16 protein-coding genes are annotated in these 17,954 nt (G+C 71.2%); 12 read left to right on the forward strand and 4 right to left on the reverse strand.

Annotation, left to right across the window (positions count from 1 at the left end; translation table 11 throughout):
• Positions 1–29: 29 nt before the first annotated feature.
• The 4 genes from ilvN (at position 30) to ACFVXK_RS16270 (ending at position 4,275) form a co-directional block, all read left to right on the forward strand.
• Positions 30–554: an acetolactate synthase small subunit gene (ilvN, locus tag ACFVXK_RS16255; RefSeq protein ID WP_042816067.1), complete on the forward strand. Its 525-nt coding sequence runs from the start codon at positions 30–32 to the stop codon at positions 552–554.
• A 126-nt stretch (positions 555–680) separates the two neighbouring features.
• Complete coding sequence (gene ilvC / locus ACFVXK_RS16260) at positions 681–1,682, forward strand: ketol-acid reductoisomerase (RefSeq protein WP_389612166.1); 1,002 nt, start codon at positions 681–683, stop codon at positions 1,680–1,682.
• A 307-nt stretch (positions 1,683–1,989) separates the two neighbouring features.
• Positions 1,990–3,579 carry a phosphoglycerate dehydrogenase gene (gene serA / locus ACFVXK_RS16265; RefSeq protein WP_389612167.1) on the forward strand — a complete coding sequence of 530 codons (1,590 nt, stop codon included), beginning with the start codon at positions 1,990–1,992 and terminating at the stop codon, positions 3,577–3,579.
• A 108-nt stretch (positions 3,580–3,687) separates the two neighbouring features.
• Complete coding sequence (locus ACFVXK_RS16270) at positions 3,688–4,275, forward strand: TetR/AcrR family transcriptional regulator (RefSeq protein WP_389612168.1); 588 nt, start codon at positions 3,688–3,690, stop codon at positions 4,273–4,275.
• 94 nt (positions 4,276–4,369) lie between these two features.
• Here the strand turns inward: ACFVXK_RS16270 and ACFVXK_RS16275 are convergent, their stop codons facing one another.
• The gene (locus tag ACFVXK_RS16275; protein ID WP_389612169.1) at positions 4,370–5,701 is read right to left on the reverse strand and encodes a PucR family transcriptional regulator; all 1,332 of its coding nucleotides are present in this window, start codon (positions 5,699–5,701) and stop codon (positions 4,370–4,372) included.
• 199 nt (positions 5,702–5,900) lie between these two features.
• On the opposite strand from ACFVXK_RS16275, the gene ACFVXK_RS16280 reads away from it, so the two are divergent.
• The 4 genes from ACFVXK_RS16280 to ACFVXK_RS16295 all read left to right on the forward strand — a co-directional run bounded on the left by ACFVXK_RS16280 (position 5,901) and on the right by ACFVXK_RS16295 (position 9,780).
• Entirely contained in the window at positions 5,901–6,827 is a 927-nt protein-coding gene (locus ACFVXK_RS16280) for a proline dehydrogenase family protein (RefSeq protein ID WP_389612170.1), read from the forward strand.
• A gap of 33 nt (positions 6,828–6,860) precedes the next feature.
• Positions 6,861–8,492: an L-glutamate gamma-semialdehyde dehydrogenase gene (pruA, locus tag ACFVXK_RS16285; RefSeq protein WP_389612172.1), complete on the forward strand. Its 1,632-nt coding sequence runs from the start codon at positions 6,861–6,863 to the stop codon at positions 8,490–8,492.
• A gap of 251 nt (positions 8,493–8,743) precedes the next feature.
• The gene (locus tag ACFVXK_RS16290; RefSeq protein ID WP_389612174.1) at positions 8,744–9,580 is read left to right on the forward strand and encodes a hypothetical protein; all 837 of its coding nucleotides are present in this window, start codon (positions 8,744–8,746) and stop codon (positions 9,578–9,580) included.
• Positions 9,565–9,780: a hypothetical protein gene (locus tag ACFVXK_RS16295; RefSeq protein WP_389612176.1), complete on the forward strand. Its 216-nt coding sequence runs from the start codon at positions 9,565–9,567 to the stop codon at positions 9,778–9,780. The genes ACFVXK_RS16290 and ACFVXK_RS16295 overlap by 16 nt, the downstream gene beginning before the upstream one ends.
• On the opposite strand, the gene ACFVXK_RS16300 is transcribed toward ACFVXK_RS16295, so the two are convergent.
• The 3 genes from ACFVXK_RS16300 to ACFVXK_RS16310 all read right to left on the reverse strand — a co-directional run bounded on the left by ACFVXK_RS16300 (position 9,777) and on the right by ACFVXK_RS16310 (position 14,084).
• The gene (locus ACFVXK_RS16300; protein ID WP_389612177.1) at positions 9,777–10,478 is read right to left on the reverse strand and encodes a nitroreductase family protein; all 702 of its coding nucleotides are present in this window, start codon (positions 10,476–10,478) and stop codon (positions 9,777–9,779) included. The genes ACFVXK_RS16295 and ACFVXK_RS16300 overlap by 4 nt on opposite strands.
• A gap of 442 nt (positions 10,479–10,920) precedes the next feature.
• Complete coding sequence (locus ACFVXK_RS16305; RefSeq protein WP_389612178.1) at positions 10,921–12,951, reverse strand: phosphocholine-specific phospholipase C; 2,031 nt, start codon at positions 12,949–12,951, stop codon at positions 10,921–10,923.
• Positions 12,952–13,070: 119 nt separating this feature from the next.
• Positions 13,071–14,084: an NADP-dependent oxidoreductase gene (locus tag ACFVXK_RS16310; RefSeq protein ID WP_389612179.1), complete on the reverse strand. Its 1,014-nt coding sequence runs from the start codon at positions 14,082–14,084 to the stop codon at positions 13,071–13,073.
• 101 nt (positions 14,085–14,185) lie between these two features.
• Here ACFVXK_RS16310 and ACFVXK_RS16315 point away from each other — a divergent pair, with 101 nt between their 5' ends.
• From ACFVXK_RS16315 to ACFVXK_RS16330, 4 genes are all read left to right on the forward strand, one after another.
• Positions 14,186–15,082 carry a LysR family transcriptional regulator gene (locus ACFVXK_RS16315; protein WP_389612180.1) on the forward strand — a complete coding sequence of 299 codons (897 nt, stop codon included), beginning with the start codon at positions 14,186–14,188 and terminating at the stop codon, positions 15,080–15,082.
• A 261-nt stretch (positions 15,083–15,343) separates the two neighbouring features.
• Entirely contained in the window at positions 15,344–15,475 is a 132-nt protein-coding gene (locus ACFVXK_RS16320) for a hypothetical protein (protein WP_358897117.1), read from the forward strand.
• Between the two features lie 123 nt (positions 15,476–15,598).
• A complete protein-coding gene (locus tag ACFVXK_RS16325) occupies positions 15,599–16,639 on the forward strand; it encodes a 3-isopropylmalate dehydrogenase (RefSeq protein ID WP_389612181.1) in 1,041 nt (346 codons plus the stop codon).
• A 225-nt stretch (positions 16,640–16,864) separates the two neighbouring features.
• Positions 16,865–17,950, forward strand: coding sequence for a branched-chain amino acid aminotransferase (locus ACFVXK_RS16330; RefSeq protein ID WP_079429930.1), 1,086 nt, complete (start codon positions 16,865–16,867; stop codon positions 17,948–17,950).
• Positions 17,951–17,954 lie beyond the last annotated feature (4 nt).

Genomic DNA, 17,954 nt, shown 5'->3' on the forward strand with positions numbered 1-17,954 from the left:
GAGAGAGCCTGAGAGAGAGAACGACTCACATGTCCAAGCACACGCTCTCGGTCCTGGTCGAGAACACCCCCGGCATCCTCGCCCGGATCGCCGCCCTGTTCTCCCGCCGCGGGTTCAACATCGACTCGCTCGCGGTCGGTGTCACCGAGCACCCCGACATCTCCCGCATCACCATCGTCGTGAACGTGGAGGACCTCCCGCTGGAGCAGGTGACCAAGCAGCTCAACAAGCTGGTCAACGTGCTCAAGATCGTCGAGCTGGAGCCGTCGAACGCCATCGAACGCGAACTCGTTCTGGTGAAGGTCCGCGCCGACAACGAGACGCGCTCGCAGATCGTCGAGATCGTCCAGCTGTTCCGCGCCAAGACCGTCGACGTCTCCCCGGAGGCCGTCACCATCGAGGCCACCGGCGGCAGCGACAAGCTCAGCGCCATGCTCAAGATGCTGGAGCCCTTCGGCATCAAGGAACTGGTGCAGTCCGGCACCATCGCCATAGGGCGCGGCGGCCGGTCCATCACGGACCGCAGCCTGCGCTCCCTCGAGCGCAGCGCCTGACACACGCCTGACGCCACGCCTGGACCGGGCGGGACACGCCCGGTTCGCATGGCGAGACCGACAAACTCTTTATCCGTTCCCCGCCGTACGGTGGGAGCAACACCAGCGCACCAAGGAGATATCCCAGTGGCCGAGCTGTTCTACGAGAACGACGCCGACCTGTCCATCATCCAGGGCCGCAAGGTCGCGGTCATCGGTTACGGCAGCCAGGGCCACGCCCACGCGCTGTCGCTCCGTGACTCCGGCGTCGACGTCGTCGTCGGCCTCAAGGAGGGCTCCAGCTCCAAGGCCAAGGCCGAGGAGCAGGGCCTGAAGGTCGTCTCCGTGGCCGAGGCCGCCGAGTGGGCGAACGTCATCATGATCCTGACCCCGGACCCGCTCCAGGCCGAGATCTACGAGGCGTCCATCAAGGACCACCTGAAGGAGGGCGACGCCCTCTTCTTCGGCCACGGCTTCAACGTCCGCTACGGCTTCATCAAGCCCCCCACCAACGTGGACGTCGCCCTGGTCGCCCCGAAGGGCCCGGGCCACCTGGTCCGCCGCCAGTACGAGGAGGGCCGCGGCGTTCCGTGCATCGCCGCCGTCGAGCAGGACGCCACCGGCAAGGCCTTCGACCTGGCGCTCTCGTACGCGGCCGGCATCGGCGGCACCCGCGCCGGCGTCATCAAGACCACCTTCACCGAGGAGACCGAGACCGACCTGTTCGGTGAGCAGGCCGTCCTCTGCGGTGGTGCCTCCGCCCTGGTCAAGGCCGGTTTCGAGACCCTGACCGAGGCCGGCTACCAGCCGGAGATCGCGTACTTCGAGTGCCTGCACGAGCTGAAGCTCATCGTGGACCTCATGTACGAGGGTGGCCTGGAGAAGATGCGCTGGTCGGTCTCCGAGACCGCCGAGTGGGGCGACTACATCACCGGCCCCCGCGTCATCACCGAGGCCACCAAGGCCGAGATGAAGAAGGTCCTGGAGGAGATCCAGAGCGGCAAGTTCGCCGAGGAGTGGATGGCCGAGTACAAGGCCGGCCTGCCGAAGTACAACGAGTACAAGAAGGCCGACTCCGAGCACCTGCTCGAGACCACCGGCAAGAAGCTGCGCAAGCTGATGAGCTGGGTCGACAGCGACGAGAGCTGATCTCGCGCACGGCGGGGCCGGGACGCTTCAGTCCCGGCCCCGCCGCGCTTCCGCCCCGGCCGGCCCCTCCGTCGTGGACCGGCCGGAAATCGACGGAACGGCGACCTCGAACCGTGCGGCTTGTCCACCCCGGCCAATCACGGACGGGTGATCCTTCCGTACAGGCGGAATCCCGCGCCGGAACCGCCACTACACTGCTCAACACAACGCGTCAGGCCCACAGTGTCGTGCGTCTTCCACGCGGCTACCCCCTCCACCGCATGCGGCCGTCGGGACGGCCGTCCGCACTGGACTTGTGAGGACCCACGTGAGCTCGAAACCTGTCGTACTCATCGCCGAGGAGCTGTCGCCCGCCACGGTGGACGCGCTCGGTCCGGACTTCGAGATCCGGCACGTCAACGGCGCTGACCGCGCGGAGCTGCTGCCCGCGATCGTCGACGTCGACGCCATCCTGGTCCGCTCCGCCACCAAGGTGGACGCCGAGGCCATCGCCGCCGCCAAGAAGCTGAAGGTCGTCGCCCGCGCCGGTGTGGGCCTCGACAACGTGGACGTCTCCGCCGCCACCAAGGCCGGCGTGATGGTCGTGAACGCCCCGACCTCCAACATCGTCACCGCCGCCGAGCTCGCCTGCGGTCTGCTCGTCGCCACCGCCCGCAACATCGCGCAGGCCAACACCGCGCTGAAGAACGGCGAGTGGAAGCGCAACAAGTACACGGGCGTCGAGCTCAGCGAGAAGACCCTCGGCGTCGTCGGCCTCGGCCGCATCGGCGTCCTGGTCGCCCAGCGCATGTCGGCCTTCGGCATGAAGGTCGTCGCGTACGACCCCTACGTGCAGCCCGCGCGCGCCGCCCAGATGGGCGTCAAGATGCTGACGCTGGACGAGCTGCTCGAGGTCGCCGACTTCATCACCGTGCACCTGCCCAAGACCCCCGAGACCCTCGGTCTCATCGGGGACGAGGCCCTGCACAAGGTCAAGCCGTCCGTCCGCATCGTCAACGCCGCCCGCGGCGGGATCGTGGACGAGGCCGCGCTGTACTCGGCCATCAAGGAGGGCCGCGTCGCCGGCGCCGGCCTCGACGTGTACGCGAAGGAGCCCTGCACGGACTCCCCGCTGTTCGAGCTCGACCAGGTCGTCTGCACCCCGCACCTCGGCGCGTCCACGGACGAGGCCCAGGAGAAGGCCGGCATCGCGGTCGCCAAGTCGGTGCGCCTGGCCCTCGCCGGTGAGCTCGTTCCGGACGCGGTCAACGTCCAGGGCGGTGTCATCGCCGAGGACGTGCGCCCCGGCCTGCCGCTCGCGGAGAAGCTCGGCCGCATCTTCACCGCCCTCGCGGGCGAGGTCGCGGTCCGCCTCGACGTCGAGGTCTGCGGCGAGATCACCCAGCACGACGTCAAGGTGCTCGAACTCTCCGCCCTCAAGGGCGTGTTCGAGGATGTCGTCGACGAGACGGTCTCCTACGTCAACGCCCCGCTGTTCGCGCAGGAGCGCGGCGTCGAGGTGCGTCTGACGACCAGCTCCGAGTCCCCGGACCACCGCAACGTGGTGACCGTCCGCGGCACCCTGGCGGACGGCCAGGAGGTGTCGGTCTCCGGCACGCTCGCGGGCCCGAAGCACCTCCAGAAGATTGTGGGCGTGGGCGAGTACGACGTGGACCTGGCCCTGGCCGACCACATGATCGTGCTCCGCTACACCGACCGCCCGGGCGTGGTCGGCAAGGTCGGCCAGCTGCTCGGCGAGGCCGGGCTGAACATCGCGGGCATGCAGGTGGCCCGTGCGGAGGAGGGCGGCGAGGCGCTCGTCGTCCTGACCGTCGACGCGGAGGTCCCGGTGGACGTCCTCGCGGCCATCTCGGCGGAGATCGGCGCGGCGTCGGCCCGTTCGGTCAACCTCGGCTGACGGCGGCGCGCTCGTCGCGGAAGGGCCCGGGGCACACGCCCCGGGCCCTTTTCGCGCGAACCTGGGATAGACGTATGTATTAAACGGACGTCTTGCTACCGTGTCGGCATGGGACACCGAGAAGATCTGCTCGAGGGCGCCAAGAAGTGCCTCGCCGAGAAGGGGTTCGTGCGGACCACCGCGCGGGACATCGTCAGCGCCTCCGGGACCAACCTGGCGTCCATCGGCTACCACTACGGCTCCAAGGACGCCCTGCTCACCAAGGCGTTCATCGCCCTGATCGAGGAGTGGGGCGAGGGCCGGCAGGCCGGGCTCGAAGGGGCCGGGGGCTCCCTGGAGCGGCTGCGCGCCCTGTGGGACGGGGTCATCGCCGAGCACGGCGCGGCCGGGCCGGTCTGGGCGGCCAGCCTGGAGGTCGCGCTGAGCCGGGACCAGAAGCCGGAGCTGAAGTCCATGCTGGCCGCCTCGCAGCTCGAGGGGCGCCGGGGCCTGGTCTCGATGATGACCGGGATCCCCGAGGAGCAGCTCACCGAACGCGACGAGCGCACCCTCGGGGCGGTCTACCAGGCCCTGCTCAACGGCCTGATGATCCAGTGGCTGTTCGACCCGGAGAGCGCCCCGTCGGGCGAGGAGTTCACCGAGGGGCTGCGCAGGCTGGGTGAGGGGATCGCGGACGCGGGGCGCGCGGCGGGCTAGCGGTCGGCCCGTTCGCCGTGTCGCCCGTTCACCCCGGTCCACCGGTCCACCGGTCCACCGGTTCACCGGTTCACCGATTCACCAACTCACCGGTTCACCCGTTCAGCCGGGCGGACTTGAGGGCCATGTGGAGCAGCAGCCGGTCCTCGCCGGAGTCCAGGTCGAGCCCGGTCAGCTGCTCCACCCGGCCCAGCCGGTAGTACAGGGTCTGGCGGTGGACGCCCAGCGCCGCCGCCGCCCGGCCGGCCTGTCCGGCGCAGTCGAGGAACACCTCTGCGGTGCGGGCCAGTTCCCGGTGGGCCGGGCTCAGCAGGGCCCGTGTCACCGGGTCGTCCACGGGTCCGGCGGCCAGCGCGCCCAGCATCCGGTACGGCCCGATCCCCGCCCACTGCGCCACCGGCCCGAGCCGCGGCTCGGCGGCGGCCGCCCGCGCGGCGGCGACGGCCTGCCCCCAGGCGGCGGGCAGCTCCCCGAGCCCGCGCACGGGATCCGACACCCCGGCGGTCGCCCCGTGCGCCGCAGCGTCCCCGGAGCCCGCCCCGACCGCCCCGACGGTCTCGGACGTGGAGGCCCCGGCCGCCCCGCCCGCGGCCGCGGCGCGCGTCGTGCGAGCCGGACCCGACACCGCGGAAGCCCCCGCGGACGTCCGTGCGGCCCTGGCTGCCGAGGCCTTCGCGGACGCCGCCCCGGCCCGTACCGCCGCCGCCCGCGGCAGGAGGCGGCCCAGGGCCGTCAGGGCCGGGCCCATGGCGTCCGGGGAGCGCAGCCGCAGGAGGACCGCCAGCCGGTCCCGGCCGGCCCCCGCCGCCTCGGCCGGTACGACGCACACCGCCGCCGCCCCCGGCACCGACGAGGGCGCCTCCCCGGACCACGGGGCCACGCACACCGCCGCGTGCAGCCCCTCGGCCCCCGCGCCCAGGGCCAGCCGAAGCGAGGCCACGGCCATGTCCTGCTGCCAGCCGCGCCCGGCGGTCAGCACCGCGAGGAACTCCCGTGAGAGGTCGGCGCCCGCCTTGGCCTCCTCGGCGAGCAGCACCCCGATCCGCTGGGCCACCTCCATGGCCGCCTCCAGGGCCTCCGGAGCGGGACCCGGATCCCGGTCGAGGAGCCATACATAGCCCTGGACGATGCCCCGGTAGCGCACGGGCAGGCAGATCCGTCCCCGGAAGACGCCCGCGTCCGGGGCCGCCGGGATCCGGACCGGTCCGGTGGCGCGGGCGATGCCGAAGCCCTCGAACCAGGACCGCACCGCCGCCGTGGACTGCCGGGTCAGGATCGAACGGGTGCGCACGGGGTCCATCGCGAGGTCGTCCTCGCTGTCGTGGGCGCCGAAGGCGATCAGACGGAAGTCCCGGTTCTCCAGCGTCGCCGGGGCGCCGAGCAGCGCCGAGATCTCGTCCACCAGGTCCTGGTAATCGCCCTTCACGGGCACATTCTCCCACCCCCGCCCCGCCTCTTCAGACAGATGTATGAGATCGCGGACACGGATGCGTGACAGCTGTCGATGGCAGAGGATCGGGGAGATCCATAAATTTCACGGTGGTTTTACTTGCGTATTCCCTACGGCCGCAGCACACCCCCGCGGCGCCCGTATGACCGCTTCTGCCACCCGTTGGAGGTGCCCCGTGCTGGGTCCCGCGATCCTCGCCGCTTCGCGCAGCGACAAGATGCGCCGAATCGTCTCTGCCGCCCCGGTGACCAAGCCGGTGGTCAACCGCTTCATCCCCGGTGAGACGGTCGACCAGGTCATCCCGATCGTCGAGGAGCTCACCCGCAAGGGCCTCGAGGTCACCCTCGACGTGGTCGGCGAGGACATCACCGCCGTCGAGCAGTCGTACGCCGCCCGGGACGCCTACCTGGAGCTCATCGAGCGCCTCAAGGACCTGGGTCTGGGCGAGGCCGTCGAGATGTCCGTGAAGCTGTCGATGTTCGGCCAGGCGCTGGAGGGCGGCCACGAGCTCGCCCTCGCCAACGTCCGCCCGGTCGTCGAAGCCGCCGCCGCCATCGGCACCACCGTGACCCTCGACGCCGAGGACCACACCACCCTCGACTCGATGTTCGCCATCCACGAGGAGCTGCGCCGGGACTTCCCGCAGACCGGCTGCGTCATCCAGGCCTACCTCTTCCGCACCGAGGCCGACGCCCGCCGCCTGGCCGCCGCCGGCAGCCGCGTCCGCATCGTGAAGGGCGCCTACAAGGAGCCCGCCGAGGTCGCGTACCAGGACAAGGCCGAGATCGACAAGGCGTACGTCCGGATCATGCGGATCCTCATGGAGGGCGAGGGCTACCCGATGATCGGGTCCCACGACCCGCGCCTGATCTCCATCGCGCAGGAGCTCGCCCGGCAGGCCGGGCGCAAGCTGGACGAGTACGAGTTCCAGATGCTCTACGGCATCCGCAGCGAGGAGCACCTCCGGCTCGCCTCCGAGGGTCATCGAATGCGGGTCTACACGGCCTATGGCACGGACTGGTACGGCTACTTCATGCGCCGCCTCGCGGAGAAGCCGGCCAACCTGCTGTTCTTCCTCCGCTCGATGATCACCAAGAACTAGCCCGCCCGAACCAGGTCAAGGAGTTACCTCGCCATGGATGCTGTGACCCAGGTCCCCGCGCCGGTCAACGAGCCGGTCCACTCGTACGCCCCGGGCAGCGCCGAGCGCGCGCGCCTCGAGATCCAGCTCAAGCAGCTGTCCGAGAACCCGATCGACCTCCCGATGACGATCGACGGCGTCAAGCGGATGGGTGGCGGCGAGCGCTTCGACGTCGTCCAGCCGCACGACCACAAGTCGGTCATCGGCACGTACGCCAACGCCACCCGGGCCGACGCCCAGGAGGCCGTCGACGCCGCCCTGGCCGCCGCTCCGGCCTGGCGCGCGATGTCCTTCGACGACCGCGCCGCGATCATCCTGCGCGCCGCCGAGCTGCTGGCCGGCCCGTGGCGCGAGAAGCTGGCCGCCTCGACCATGCTGGGTCAGTCGAAGACCGCGCAGCAGGCCGAGATCGACACCCCGTGCGAGCTCGTCGACTTCTGGCGCTTCAACGTCCACTTCGCCCGCCAGATCCTGGCCGAGCAGCCCGCCGCGAACTCCGCCGGCGTGTGGAACCGCAGCGACCACCGTCCGCTCGAGGGCTTCGTCTACGCGATCACCCCGTTCAACTTCACGGCCATCGCCGGCAACCTGCCGACCGCCCCGGCCCTGATGGGCAACGTGGTCGTGTGGAAGCCGTCCCCGACGCAGACCCACTCCGCGGTCCTCCTCATGGAGCTCCTGGAGGCGGCCGGCCTGCCCAAGGGCGTCATCAACCTGGTGACCGGCGACGGCATCGCCGTCTCCGAGGTGGCCCTGAACCACCCCGAGCTGGCCGGCATCCACTTCACCGGCTCGACCAAGACCTTCCAGTACCTGTGGAAGACGGTCGGCAACAACATCGAGAACTACCGCTCGTACCCGCGCCTGGTCGGCGAGACGGGCGGCAAGGACTTCGTCGTCGCGCACCCGTCCGCGGACCGCGCGATCCTGAAGACCGCCCTGACCCGCGGCTCCTTCGAGTTCCAGGGCCAGAAGTGCTCGGCCTCCTCGCGCGCCTACGTTCCGGCCTCGATCTGGAACGACGGCTTCAAGGAGCAGTTCGCGGCCGAGGTCGACGGCATCACCATGGGTGACGTCCGCGACCTGTCGAACTTCATCGGCGCCGTCATCGACGAGCGCTCCTTCGCGAAGAACAAGGCTGCGATCGACCGTGCGAAGGCCGACCCGACCTGCACGATCGTCGCGGGCGGCACGTACGACGACTCGGAGGGCTACTTCGTCCGCCCGACCGTCATCGAGTGCACGGACCCGGAGAACGAGGTCTTCACGACCGAGTACTTCGGCCCGATCCTCGCGATCCACGTCTATGAGGACGCGGAGTACGACGCGATGCTGGCCCAGATGGAGAACGTCTCGGCGTACGCCCTGACCGGCGCCGTCATCGCCCAGGACCGCTACGCGGCGGCCGACACGATGGAGAAGCTCCGCTTCGCGGCGGGCAACTTCTACATCAACGACAAGTCGACCGGCGCCGTCGTCGGCCAGCAGCCCTTCGGCGGCGGCCGCGCCTCGGGCACCAACGACAAGGCGGGCGCGGCGTCGAACCTGCTGCGCTGGACCTCGACCCGCTCCATCAAGGAGACCCTGGTCCCGCCGACCGAGTACGGCTACCCCCACATGGGCTGACCCGCCCTCCCCTGAATCCCGCCCCCGCTCCGGTACCCCCAAGTCCGGAGCGGGGGCGGTCCCAGTTTCCGGGGGGTCCAACTCCTGCTAGCCTGAATGCAGTTGTCGCGTACGGCGACGCGCTCCGGCACCCGGGCCCGGCTACCCGGGGGAGCGAAGGGCTCTGACGAGTTCCCGTGCGGGGGTGGGTTCCACATCAGGTGATGTACGACCTCTACGTGCCCGTGCCGGGACGGAGCCCGAGGAGACGTATGTCCCGCCGCAACGACAACCGGCACCGCGTGGCGACCATCTGCCGTCGGGCCACCGGCCTCGCCCACGAGACCTGCATGCAGTGGGCGGCGGAGGGCCTGATCACCCGCAGTCGACCGGTACCCGATGCGGGTACCCCGGAGCAGCAGGCGTTCGAGGCGCGGCTCCTCGCCGCGCTCGGCGGTGGCGCGGTCCTCGGCCTCACCGGCATCAGGCCCTCACCTGCGGAGCCCGTGGTCTCCCTCGACCCGGTCCGCGCCCATGAGGTGATCGATGCCGTGTGGCCGCGGCTCGACGGGACCGGAGCCGTCCACGGCGTCCCGGGGCTCAGGCTCGTCCGGGACGACGGGGCCTGGTGGTTCACGGACGCGGCAGATCAGGCCCGGGTTCGGCTGGAGCACCCGTCTCCGGGGTGGCGGCCGCGTCCGTCCCCGATCCGTCGCCAGGAGGACCGGTCGTGGCGCGACCACCGGCCAGGGCGGTACCCGGTCGAGCGGCCCGGGGCATACGGCCCGGCCTCTCGGGACCGGGACCGGCTGCTCAGCAGGATCTTCCGGAGACTGGGGCTGATCACGAAGGCCGGCGCCGAGCACGGCTGGGTGAGCCTCAGTACCACCGGGACGTACGACCTCGTCATCGACTGCTGCTGCGCGTCCGGCGCGGTGAAGCTGATGGACGGACTACGGCGGAGCGCCCTCGTCGACAGGGAGGAGGACGACTCCGGGTATCCGGGTGACGTCGACCTGGGGGAGGCGTCCCTGGCCGTACGGCACGCCTCCTGCGGTTCGTTCCCGGAACCCGTGGACCTGCCTCGACTCCGGTGGGCGACGTGCTGACCGGGGTGATCGTCACGGCGGCCGTGCTCGGGGTGGCCAAGGTCGTGCGGGACTGGTTGATCCTGCGGCAGGTGCGGGCCGCGATGGAAGTCTGCGGGCCGGAGGACCGGGTCAGGATCGGGTTGCGGCTCGTGGCGGCGTTGGGCGGGCGGCAGGCCGGAGAGGCCGGGCCGCCCGCTGGGGCGGAGCCGGGCGGCTAGACCTCGAAGAGGACCTGGTCCAGGGATTTGCGGATCAGGTCCGGGACCTCGCAGTCGTCCGCGGGGTAGCCCACCGGGATCACCGCGAAGGCCTTCTCGTTCTCCGGGCGGCCCAGGACGTGGCTGAGGAAGCGCATCGGGCTCGGGGTGTGGATGAGGGCGGCCAGGCCCGAGAGGTGGAGGGCCGAGAGGAGCATGCCGACGGCGATGCCGACCGACTCGTCCACGTAGTAGTGCTTGCGCTTGTCGCCGTCCGGGCCGAGCCAGTACCGCTGCTGGAAGACCACGATCAGCGCCGGGGCGTCCGTGAGGTGGGTCTTGACGGCGTCCGTGCCGATCGGGCGCAGCGCGGCCAGCCACTCGTCGCCGAGGCGGCCGTCGTAGGAGATCTGCTCCTCCTGCTCGGCGGCGGCCCGGATCTGCCGCCGGACCGCCGGGTCCTTGACCAGGACGAAGCTCCACGGCTGCTGGTGCGCCCCCGACGGGGCGGTGGCGGCGCAGGCGATGGCGTCGCGGACGACCTGCTCGGGGACGGGGTCGGGGGAGAAGTGGCGCACGGTGCGCCGTTCGTCCATCCGGGCCCGCAGTTCCGCCGCGCGCGCGAGGGATTCCTGACTCGGCATGCGCGTCGGGCGGTAGGCGACGGGCCGGTAGGGCTGGCCATGGGTGGGGGTCCACTGCTGGGTCTCAGGCGACATGCGCAGATCTTCCAGCGGGGGGACTGCCGAGGCCAGGGCGACGGTGCGAGCCAATGCCCGTTGTGTGGTGACAGGGGGGTTATGGGGGTGTCGAACGTCGGTCGATTCATGTCCGGGAGGACCCGCCTCCGCCCGCGACGGACGGGTTGCCCGGGAGCGTCGGGGGCCGGGGCGCCCGGCCGGGCGGGGATGCTCGGCCGGGCGGCCGCCCGGGCTGGACCACGTGGGCGTCCCGGGGGTGCGGACCGTCTTCGACCTGCGTGACCGCGGGGCGGGCCGGGGTGGACCACGTACCGGTCCCGGGGGATCCGGGCCGTCGTGGACGGCGTCGGCGGCGGGGTTTGCGGGCGGGGTGGCGGGGGGTCTCGCCGTCCGGGACCGCCGCGTGTTTCCGGCCTTTCCGGGGGTGTGCCCACGCCCCCGGGCGGGGTCGCGGCGGGTCTCAGCTGCCGCTGATGCTCGCCGCGCCCGTTTCGATGTGGCCGGTGTAGCGGCGGGACCAGGTGCCGTCGGAGTCGGCCAGGATGGTGAAGTCGTACCAGCCCTTGTTGTAGGCCACGGCGTTGAAGAAGTCCTCGCGCGAGGAGTTCGCCGGGACCGTGTACGTCCAGGGGCCGTCGGAACGGTAGGCGTTCGAGCGGATCGTGAAGGTGACCGGAGAGCCCGAGGCGTTGGTCATCTTGAACCAGATCGCCATCTTGCCGGTGCCCGACTCCACCGCGTAGCGGGCGGCGACCTCCAGGTCCTTGCCGGGCCGGGTGGCGTCGCCGATGAAGCGGCGCAGGAAGCGGTTCGGGCCGTACATCGAGATGTCGTAATTGCCGGAGCCGGCGCCCAGGCCGATCGAGAAGTAGTCCGTGGACGTGGCGCCCGGGTCGACCGTGTACTGCCAGGCGGCCGTGTCCCGGTACTGGTGCGGTTGGATCGAGAAGTGCGCCGACTGCCTGGCCTGCGGGCCCTGGTTGGTCATCGAGAACCAGGCCAGGATCTTGCCCATCGGGCCGAACTCGAAGCGGTCCAGGTTGCCGTTGACCTGGTACGGGAGGGCGCGGGCGGGGCGGGTGCCGGCCTCCTGGACCGGGAGGGCGTTGTCCTGGGGGGAGGGGTTGGGCAACGGGCCGCAGGTGGACTGGCCGATGACCTTCGCCGTCGAAGGGAGGCCGGAGGGGACCCCGTACACCGGGTGCGCGAAGTCGAAGACGCCCGTCAGGTCGCCGACCACCTTGCGGCGCCAGGCGCTGATGTTGGGGCAGAGGGCGGGCGTGCCCAGGGCCGTGGTCCACGTCTCCATGAAGCGGAGCACCGAGGTGTGGTCGAAGACCTCGGAGCTGACCCAGCCGCCCCGGGTCCACGGGGACATGACGAGCATGGGGACGCGGAATCCCAGGCCGATCGGGGTGCCGTCGATGTACTCGTCCGGGGTGCCGGGCGGGGCGACCGGCGGGGCGACGTGGTCGAAGAAGCCGTCGTTCTCGTCGTAGTTGAGGAACAGGACGGTGGAGTCGAAGACCTCCGGGTTCGCGGCGAGCGCCCGGTAGACCAGGTCCACGAAGTGCGCGCCGTCGCCGGGCGGCGCGTACGGGTGCTCCGAGAAGGCCTCGCTGGCCACCACCCAGGACACCTGGGGCAGGGTCCCGGCGACGACGTCGGCGCGGATCGCCGCCGCGATGTCGTCGGGGGTGGAGCCGGTGACCTTGGGGACGGAGGCCATGCCCCGGTCCCACAGCGGGTTGCCGGGGGCGGCGTCCGTGAACTTCTTGAAGTAGGCCAGGCCGTTGTCCCCGTAGTTGTCCTGGGCGTTCTGGTAGACCTTCCAGGTCATCCCGGCCCGCTGCAGGGCCTCCGCGTACGTCTCCCAGGTCAGCCCGGACTCCTCGCCGCCGTCCTTGCTGCCCGCGTCCACCTTGCCGCTCCACAGGAAGGTGCGGTTGGGGCCGGTGGCGCTGAGGGTGGAGCAGAAGTAGGCGTCGCAGATGGTGTAGTTGTCGGCGAGGCCGTAGTGGAAGGGGATGTCGGCGCGCTCCAGGTGGCCCAGGGTGTGGGTCTTGCCGACGCCGGCGACCCAGTTGTCCATCCGGCCGCCGTTCCAGGCGGCGTGCTGCGAGGTCCAGCTGTGCGGGAGGTCGCCGGTGCACTGGGCGAGGGTCTCGCTGTCGGCGCCGCCGGCCGACGGGGTGGCGGAGAGCCGCCACGGGTACTGCCGGCCGCCCCAGTTCGGCTGGTTGAAGGTGCCCCAGCCGCCGGGGATGTTGCCCGAGGCGCGGTCGCCGAACCCGCGGACGCCCTTGAGCTTGCCGAAGTAGTGGTCGAAGCTGCGGTTCTCCTGCATCAGGACGACCACGTGCTTCACGTCGGTGATCGTGCCCGTCGCGGCGGCCGCGGCCGCCGTCGTGGGCAGGGCGGCGGGCAGGGCCGCCCCCGCCACGAGCCCGGCGCCGATCCCCACGAAACCCCTGCGGCTGATGGGTGTCACTGGCTGCTCGCCTCCAACTCGGGTGCCCCGCTGGCACATCGTCGGCAAGCGTGGCGGCGGCCGCCGCAAAGGTCTACATCCGTGCGGTAAGAAAACGGTGAACATCCGGGTGGCCGGAATCAACCGTCCGTGCGGACCAGCATCTTGCCCAGGTTCTCCCCGTGCAGCATGCCCAGGAAGGCCTCCACCGTGCGGTCGAAGCCCTGGACAACGGTGGTGTCGGTGCCGATCCGGCCGCTGCGCAGGTGCGGGACCAGGAAGTCCTCCAGCTCGTCTTGCAGATTGGTGTGGTTTCGAACCAATACGCCTTCGAGGCGCAGGGACTTGTGCACCACCTCGAAGAGGTTGCGGGGCGCGGCCGGCGAGCGGTCGCCGTTGTACATGGAGATCGCGCCGACCCAGGCGATCCGCCCGTACTCGCGCAGGGAGTCGATCGCCCCCTCCAGGTGGTCCCCGCCCACGTTGTCCACGTAGACGTCGATCCCGTCCGGGGCGGCCTTCGCCAGCTGCTCGCCGACCGGGCCGTCGTGGTAGTCGAAGGCGGCGTCGAAGCCGAGGGCCTCCGTGAGGTGGGCGACCTTGGCCGCCGAGCCCGCGCTGCCGACGATCCGGCGGGCGCCGAGCAGCCGGGCGATGTGCCCGGTGGCGGTGCCGACGCCGCCGGCCGCGGCGGAGACGAAGAGGTCCTCGCCCTCGCGCAGGGCCGCCGTCCGGGTGAGGGCGGCGTACGCGGTCAGGCCCGTGCCGCCCAGGATCGACAGGTAGGCCTCCAGCGGGACGCCCTCGTGGCCGCGGAGCTTGCGGGTGCCGTCCGTGCCCAGGGCGACCAGGGCGTGGGTGCGCCAGCCGGCCCGGTGGAAGACCAGATCGCCCTCCGCCAGGCCCGGGTCGCGGGAGGCGAGCACCCGGCCCACCGACCGGCCCTCCAGCGGGGCGTCCAGCTCGAAGCCGCCCTCGCCCCCGTCCATCAGCCCCCGGTGGTACGGGTCCACCGACAGCAGCAGGTTCTCCACCAGCGCGGTGCCGGGGGCGGGTTCGGGGACGGGGGAGGAGACGTACGTGAAGTCGGAGGCGACGGGGAATCCGGTCGGGCGGGCGATCTGGTGCACGGCGTAAGCGGTGTTCGTGGTCATGGCGACGACCGTAGGAAGGAATCCCCGGGCCGGGCAGGGGGTTGCCCTCATGGAAGCCGCGCATCCATGAACGCGGCTCATACACCGAGGTGGGAACCCCCGTGACCGAGCTCGCCCCGCAGGAACTCCGGGTGCTGGTCGCCGTCGCCGAGACGGGCGGCTTCTCCGCCGCGGCCGGAGCGCTCGGCATCAGCCAGTCCGCCGTCTCCCACTCGGTGCGCGGCAGCGAGGGCAAGGTCGGCGCGGTGCTGTTCGAGCGCGGCCGCTCCGGCGCCCGCCCCACCCCGGCGGGGGAGCGGGCCGTGGCGCTCGGCCGGCGCATCCTGCGGCTGTACGAGGTCCTCGGCGCGGAGGCCCGCGCCGCCGGCCGGGCCGCCTCCGGCGGGGGCGCGGCGGACGGGGCGCTGGAGGGGACCCTGCGCATCGCGGCCTTCCGCAGCGCGGCCCTGCACCTGCTGCCGCCCGCGCTGGAGCGCCTCGCCGCGCTGCACCCCGGGATCCGGCCCGAGGTGCGGGTGGTGCGCGAACTCGGCGCCGGGACGGCCGGGGAGGTGGCCGCCGGCCGGGCGGACCTGGGCATCGCCACGCTGGGCGCGCCCGGCGACGTGCCGCCCGGACTGCTGACCGGGGTGCTCACCCGGGAGGCCTACGCGCTGGTGCACCCCGCGGGGCACCCGGACCCGAAGGCGCTGCCCCTGCTGGACTGGGACGAGAACTGCGGCTCCTACACCCGCCGGTGGTGGGCGGCGCAGGACTGGATCCCGGCGGCCACGGTCAAGGCGGAGGACGACGCGATGGTGCTGACGATGGTCGGCCGGGGCCTGGGGATGGCGATCATGCCCGAGCTGTCGCTGAGGGAGGCCACGGACGCGGTCGAGATCGCCGCCCTGGGGCCCCAGGGGCCGGTGAGGAAGGTGGGATACGTCACCACACCGGAATCGGCTTCCACCCTCGCCGTCAGGGCTCTGATCAGGGAACTCAGAGCTGAATCGGCCTGAAAGCGGAGGCTGCGGGCGGGGCCTTCCGAGGGGTTTCGCATCTCAGATACTAGGAAGTCCGAGTAATTGCGGAGACATACAGCCGCGACTGCCCTAGCTTTGTAGGAGCCGAACGTCTCGCATATCAGCGAATGGCGGTCGTGAGCGCGCGCCCCTTGGCAGGCAACCCCTGCGGCGCACGGCTCCCCGCCTCTTCCGGCGCCTTGAAGGAACCCCTCATCCGTGGCCCCGCCACGCCGTGATCTCAAGGAGTCGATCACCATGACCCCCACCACCGCCGCCTCCCGCCGCGTCCGCCACTCCTCCCCGGCCGAGGACGACCGCAAGAACGCCGCGGCCGCCCTGCAGCGCGCCCTGGACCGCCGTGACAACGGCGGCTCCACCGGCCACTGACCGAAGCCTCCGAGGCCCAGCCCCCCCGGCACCTCCCGGCCGGGCGACGACGTGTCGCGTTCCATTGGTCCACATGATGGACGCGATATGTCTGAGGGCTGGGACACGGAGTACGGTTCCGACATGTCGACCAGCATCAATCTCGCAGTGATCCCCGGTGATGGCATCGGCCAGGAAGTCGTGGCTCAGGGCCTCAAGGTCCTTACCGCGGTCCTGCCCCAGGATGTGAAGCTGGAGACCAAGGAATACGACCTCGGCGCGCAGCGGTGGCACCGCACCGGCGAGACCCTCCCGGACGCCGAGCTCGAGGCGCTCAAGCACCACGACGCGATCCTCCTGGGCGCCATCGGCGACCCGTCGGTCCCCTCCGGCGTCCTGGAGCGCGGTCTGCTGCTGAAGCTCCGCTTCGCCTTCGACCACTTCATCAACCTGCGCCCCTCGAAGCTCTTCCCGAACACGGCCACCCCGCTGGCCGGCCGCCCGGACATCGACTTCGTCGTCGTCCGCGAGGGCACCGAGGGCCCGTACACCGGCAACGGCGGCAGCCTGCGCACCGGCACCCCGGCCGAGGTCGCCACCGAGGTCAGCGTCAACACCGCCTACGGTGTGGAGCGCGTGGTGCGGGACGCGTACGAGCGGGCGAACTCCCGTCCGCGCAAGAAGCTGACGCTCGTCCACAAGAACAACGTCCTCGTGTACGCGGGCCACATGTGGAAGAACATCTTCGACAAGGTCGGCCAGGAGTACCCCGAGGTCACCACCGACTACCTGCACGTCGACGCCGCGACGATCTTCTTCGTCACCCAGCCCGAGCGCTTCGACGTGATCGTCACGGACAACCTCTTCGGTGACATCCTCACCGACCTGGCCGCCGCCGTCACCGGCGGAATCGGCCTGGCCGCCTCCGGGAACATCAACCCGACCGGCGCCTTCCCCTCGATGTTCGAGCCCGTCCACGGCTCGGCCCCGGACATCGCGGGCACCGGCAAGGCCGACCCTACCGCGACGATCCTCTCCGTGGCCCTCCTGCTGCGCCACCTCGGCTACGAGGAGCAGGCCGTGCGCATCGAGGACGCGGTCTCGGCCGACCTCGCCGAGCGCGACGGCACCTTCCGCTCCACCGACGCGATCGGCGACGCCCTCGCCGCGCGAGTAGCCGGCTGACCCGGCAGCTCCACCCAGGAAGCCGCCGGGTACGCACCACCACCCGGCGGCTTCTCCTGCACGGCCCCGGGTGCCACCATCTCCCGTGGGCCGCATCACCCCGTTTCACCGAACACCCCCCGCGCGCGATAATCGAACGCGAGGCCGCGGTATACGGGGAAGCTCGGACGTCCTGGTACGCATGAGCGCGGTCCGCCATACACACACGGTGAAGGACAAGCACTCATGACGACGCCCACGATCGAGCTCAAGCCCTCCTCGAACCCGCTGTCCGACGCGGAGCGAGAGGCGATCCTGGCCAGCCCCGGCTTCGGCCGCCACTTCACCGATCACATGGTGACGATCAAGTGGACCGAGGGCCGCGGCTGGCACGACGCCGAGCTGGTCCCGTACGCGCCGCTGTCGATCGACCCGGCCAACATGACCCTGCACTACGCGCAGACGATCTTCGAGGGTCTGAAGGCCTACCGCCAGCCCGACGGCACCGTCGCCACCTTCCGTCCCCAGGCCAACGCCGAGCGCTTCCAGGCCTCCGCCCGCCGCATGGCCATGCCGGAGCTGCCGACCGAGTTGTTCATCGAGGCCTGCGACGCGCTGATCAAGCAGGACAGCGCCTGGGTGCCGAACTCCGGCGAGGCCTCCCTGTACCTGCGGCCGTTCATGTTCGCGTCCGAGGTCGGCCTGGGCGTCCGCCCGGCCAACGAGTTCCTGTTCATGGTCATCGCCTCGCCCGCCGGCGCCTACTTCCCCGGTGGCGTCAAGCCCGTCTCCGTCTGGCTGTCGGAGGAGTACGTGCGCGCCGTCAAGGGCGGCACCGGCGCCGCGAAGACCGGCGGCAACTACGCGGCCTCCCTCGTCGCCCAGGCCCAGGCCGCCTCGCACGGCTGCGACCAGGTCGTCTGGCTGGACGCCGTGGAGCACCGCTGGATCGAGGAGATGGGCGGCATGAACCTGTACTTCGTGTACGGCGACCGCATCGTCACCCCGGAGCTCACCGGCTCGCTCCTCCCCGGCATCACCCGCGACTCGCTCCTCACCATCGCCCGCGACCTCGGCTACACCGCCGAGGAGGGACGTATCTCCACCGAGGACTGGAAGCGCGACAACGAGAACGGCACCCTCACCGAGGTGTTCGCCTGCGGCACGGCCGCCGTCATCACCCCGGTCGGCTCGGTCAAGTCCGAGCGCGCCAACTGGACCCAGGGCGACGGTGAGCCCGGCGAGGTCACCATGAAGCTCCGCAAGGCGCTCCTCGACCTCCAGACCGGCCACCGCGCCGACACCCACGGCTGGATGCACCCGCTCGGCTAGGAAG

Origin of the sequence: Streptomyces sp. NPDC058157 (genome assembly GCF_042884105.1) — a bacterium.
GTDB lineage: Bacteria > Actinomycetota > Actinomycetes > Streptomycetales > Streptomycetaceae > Streptomyces.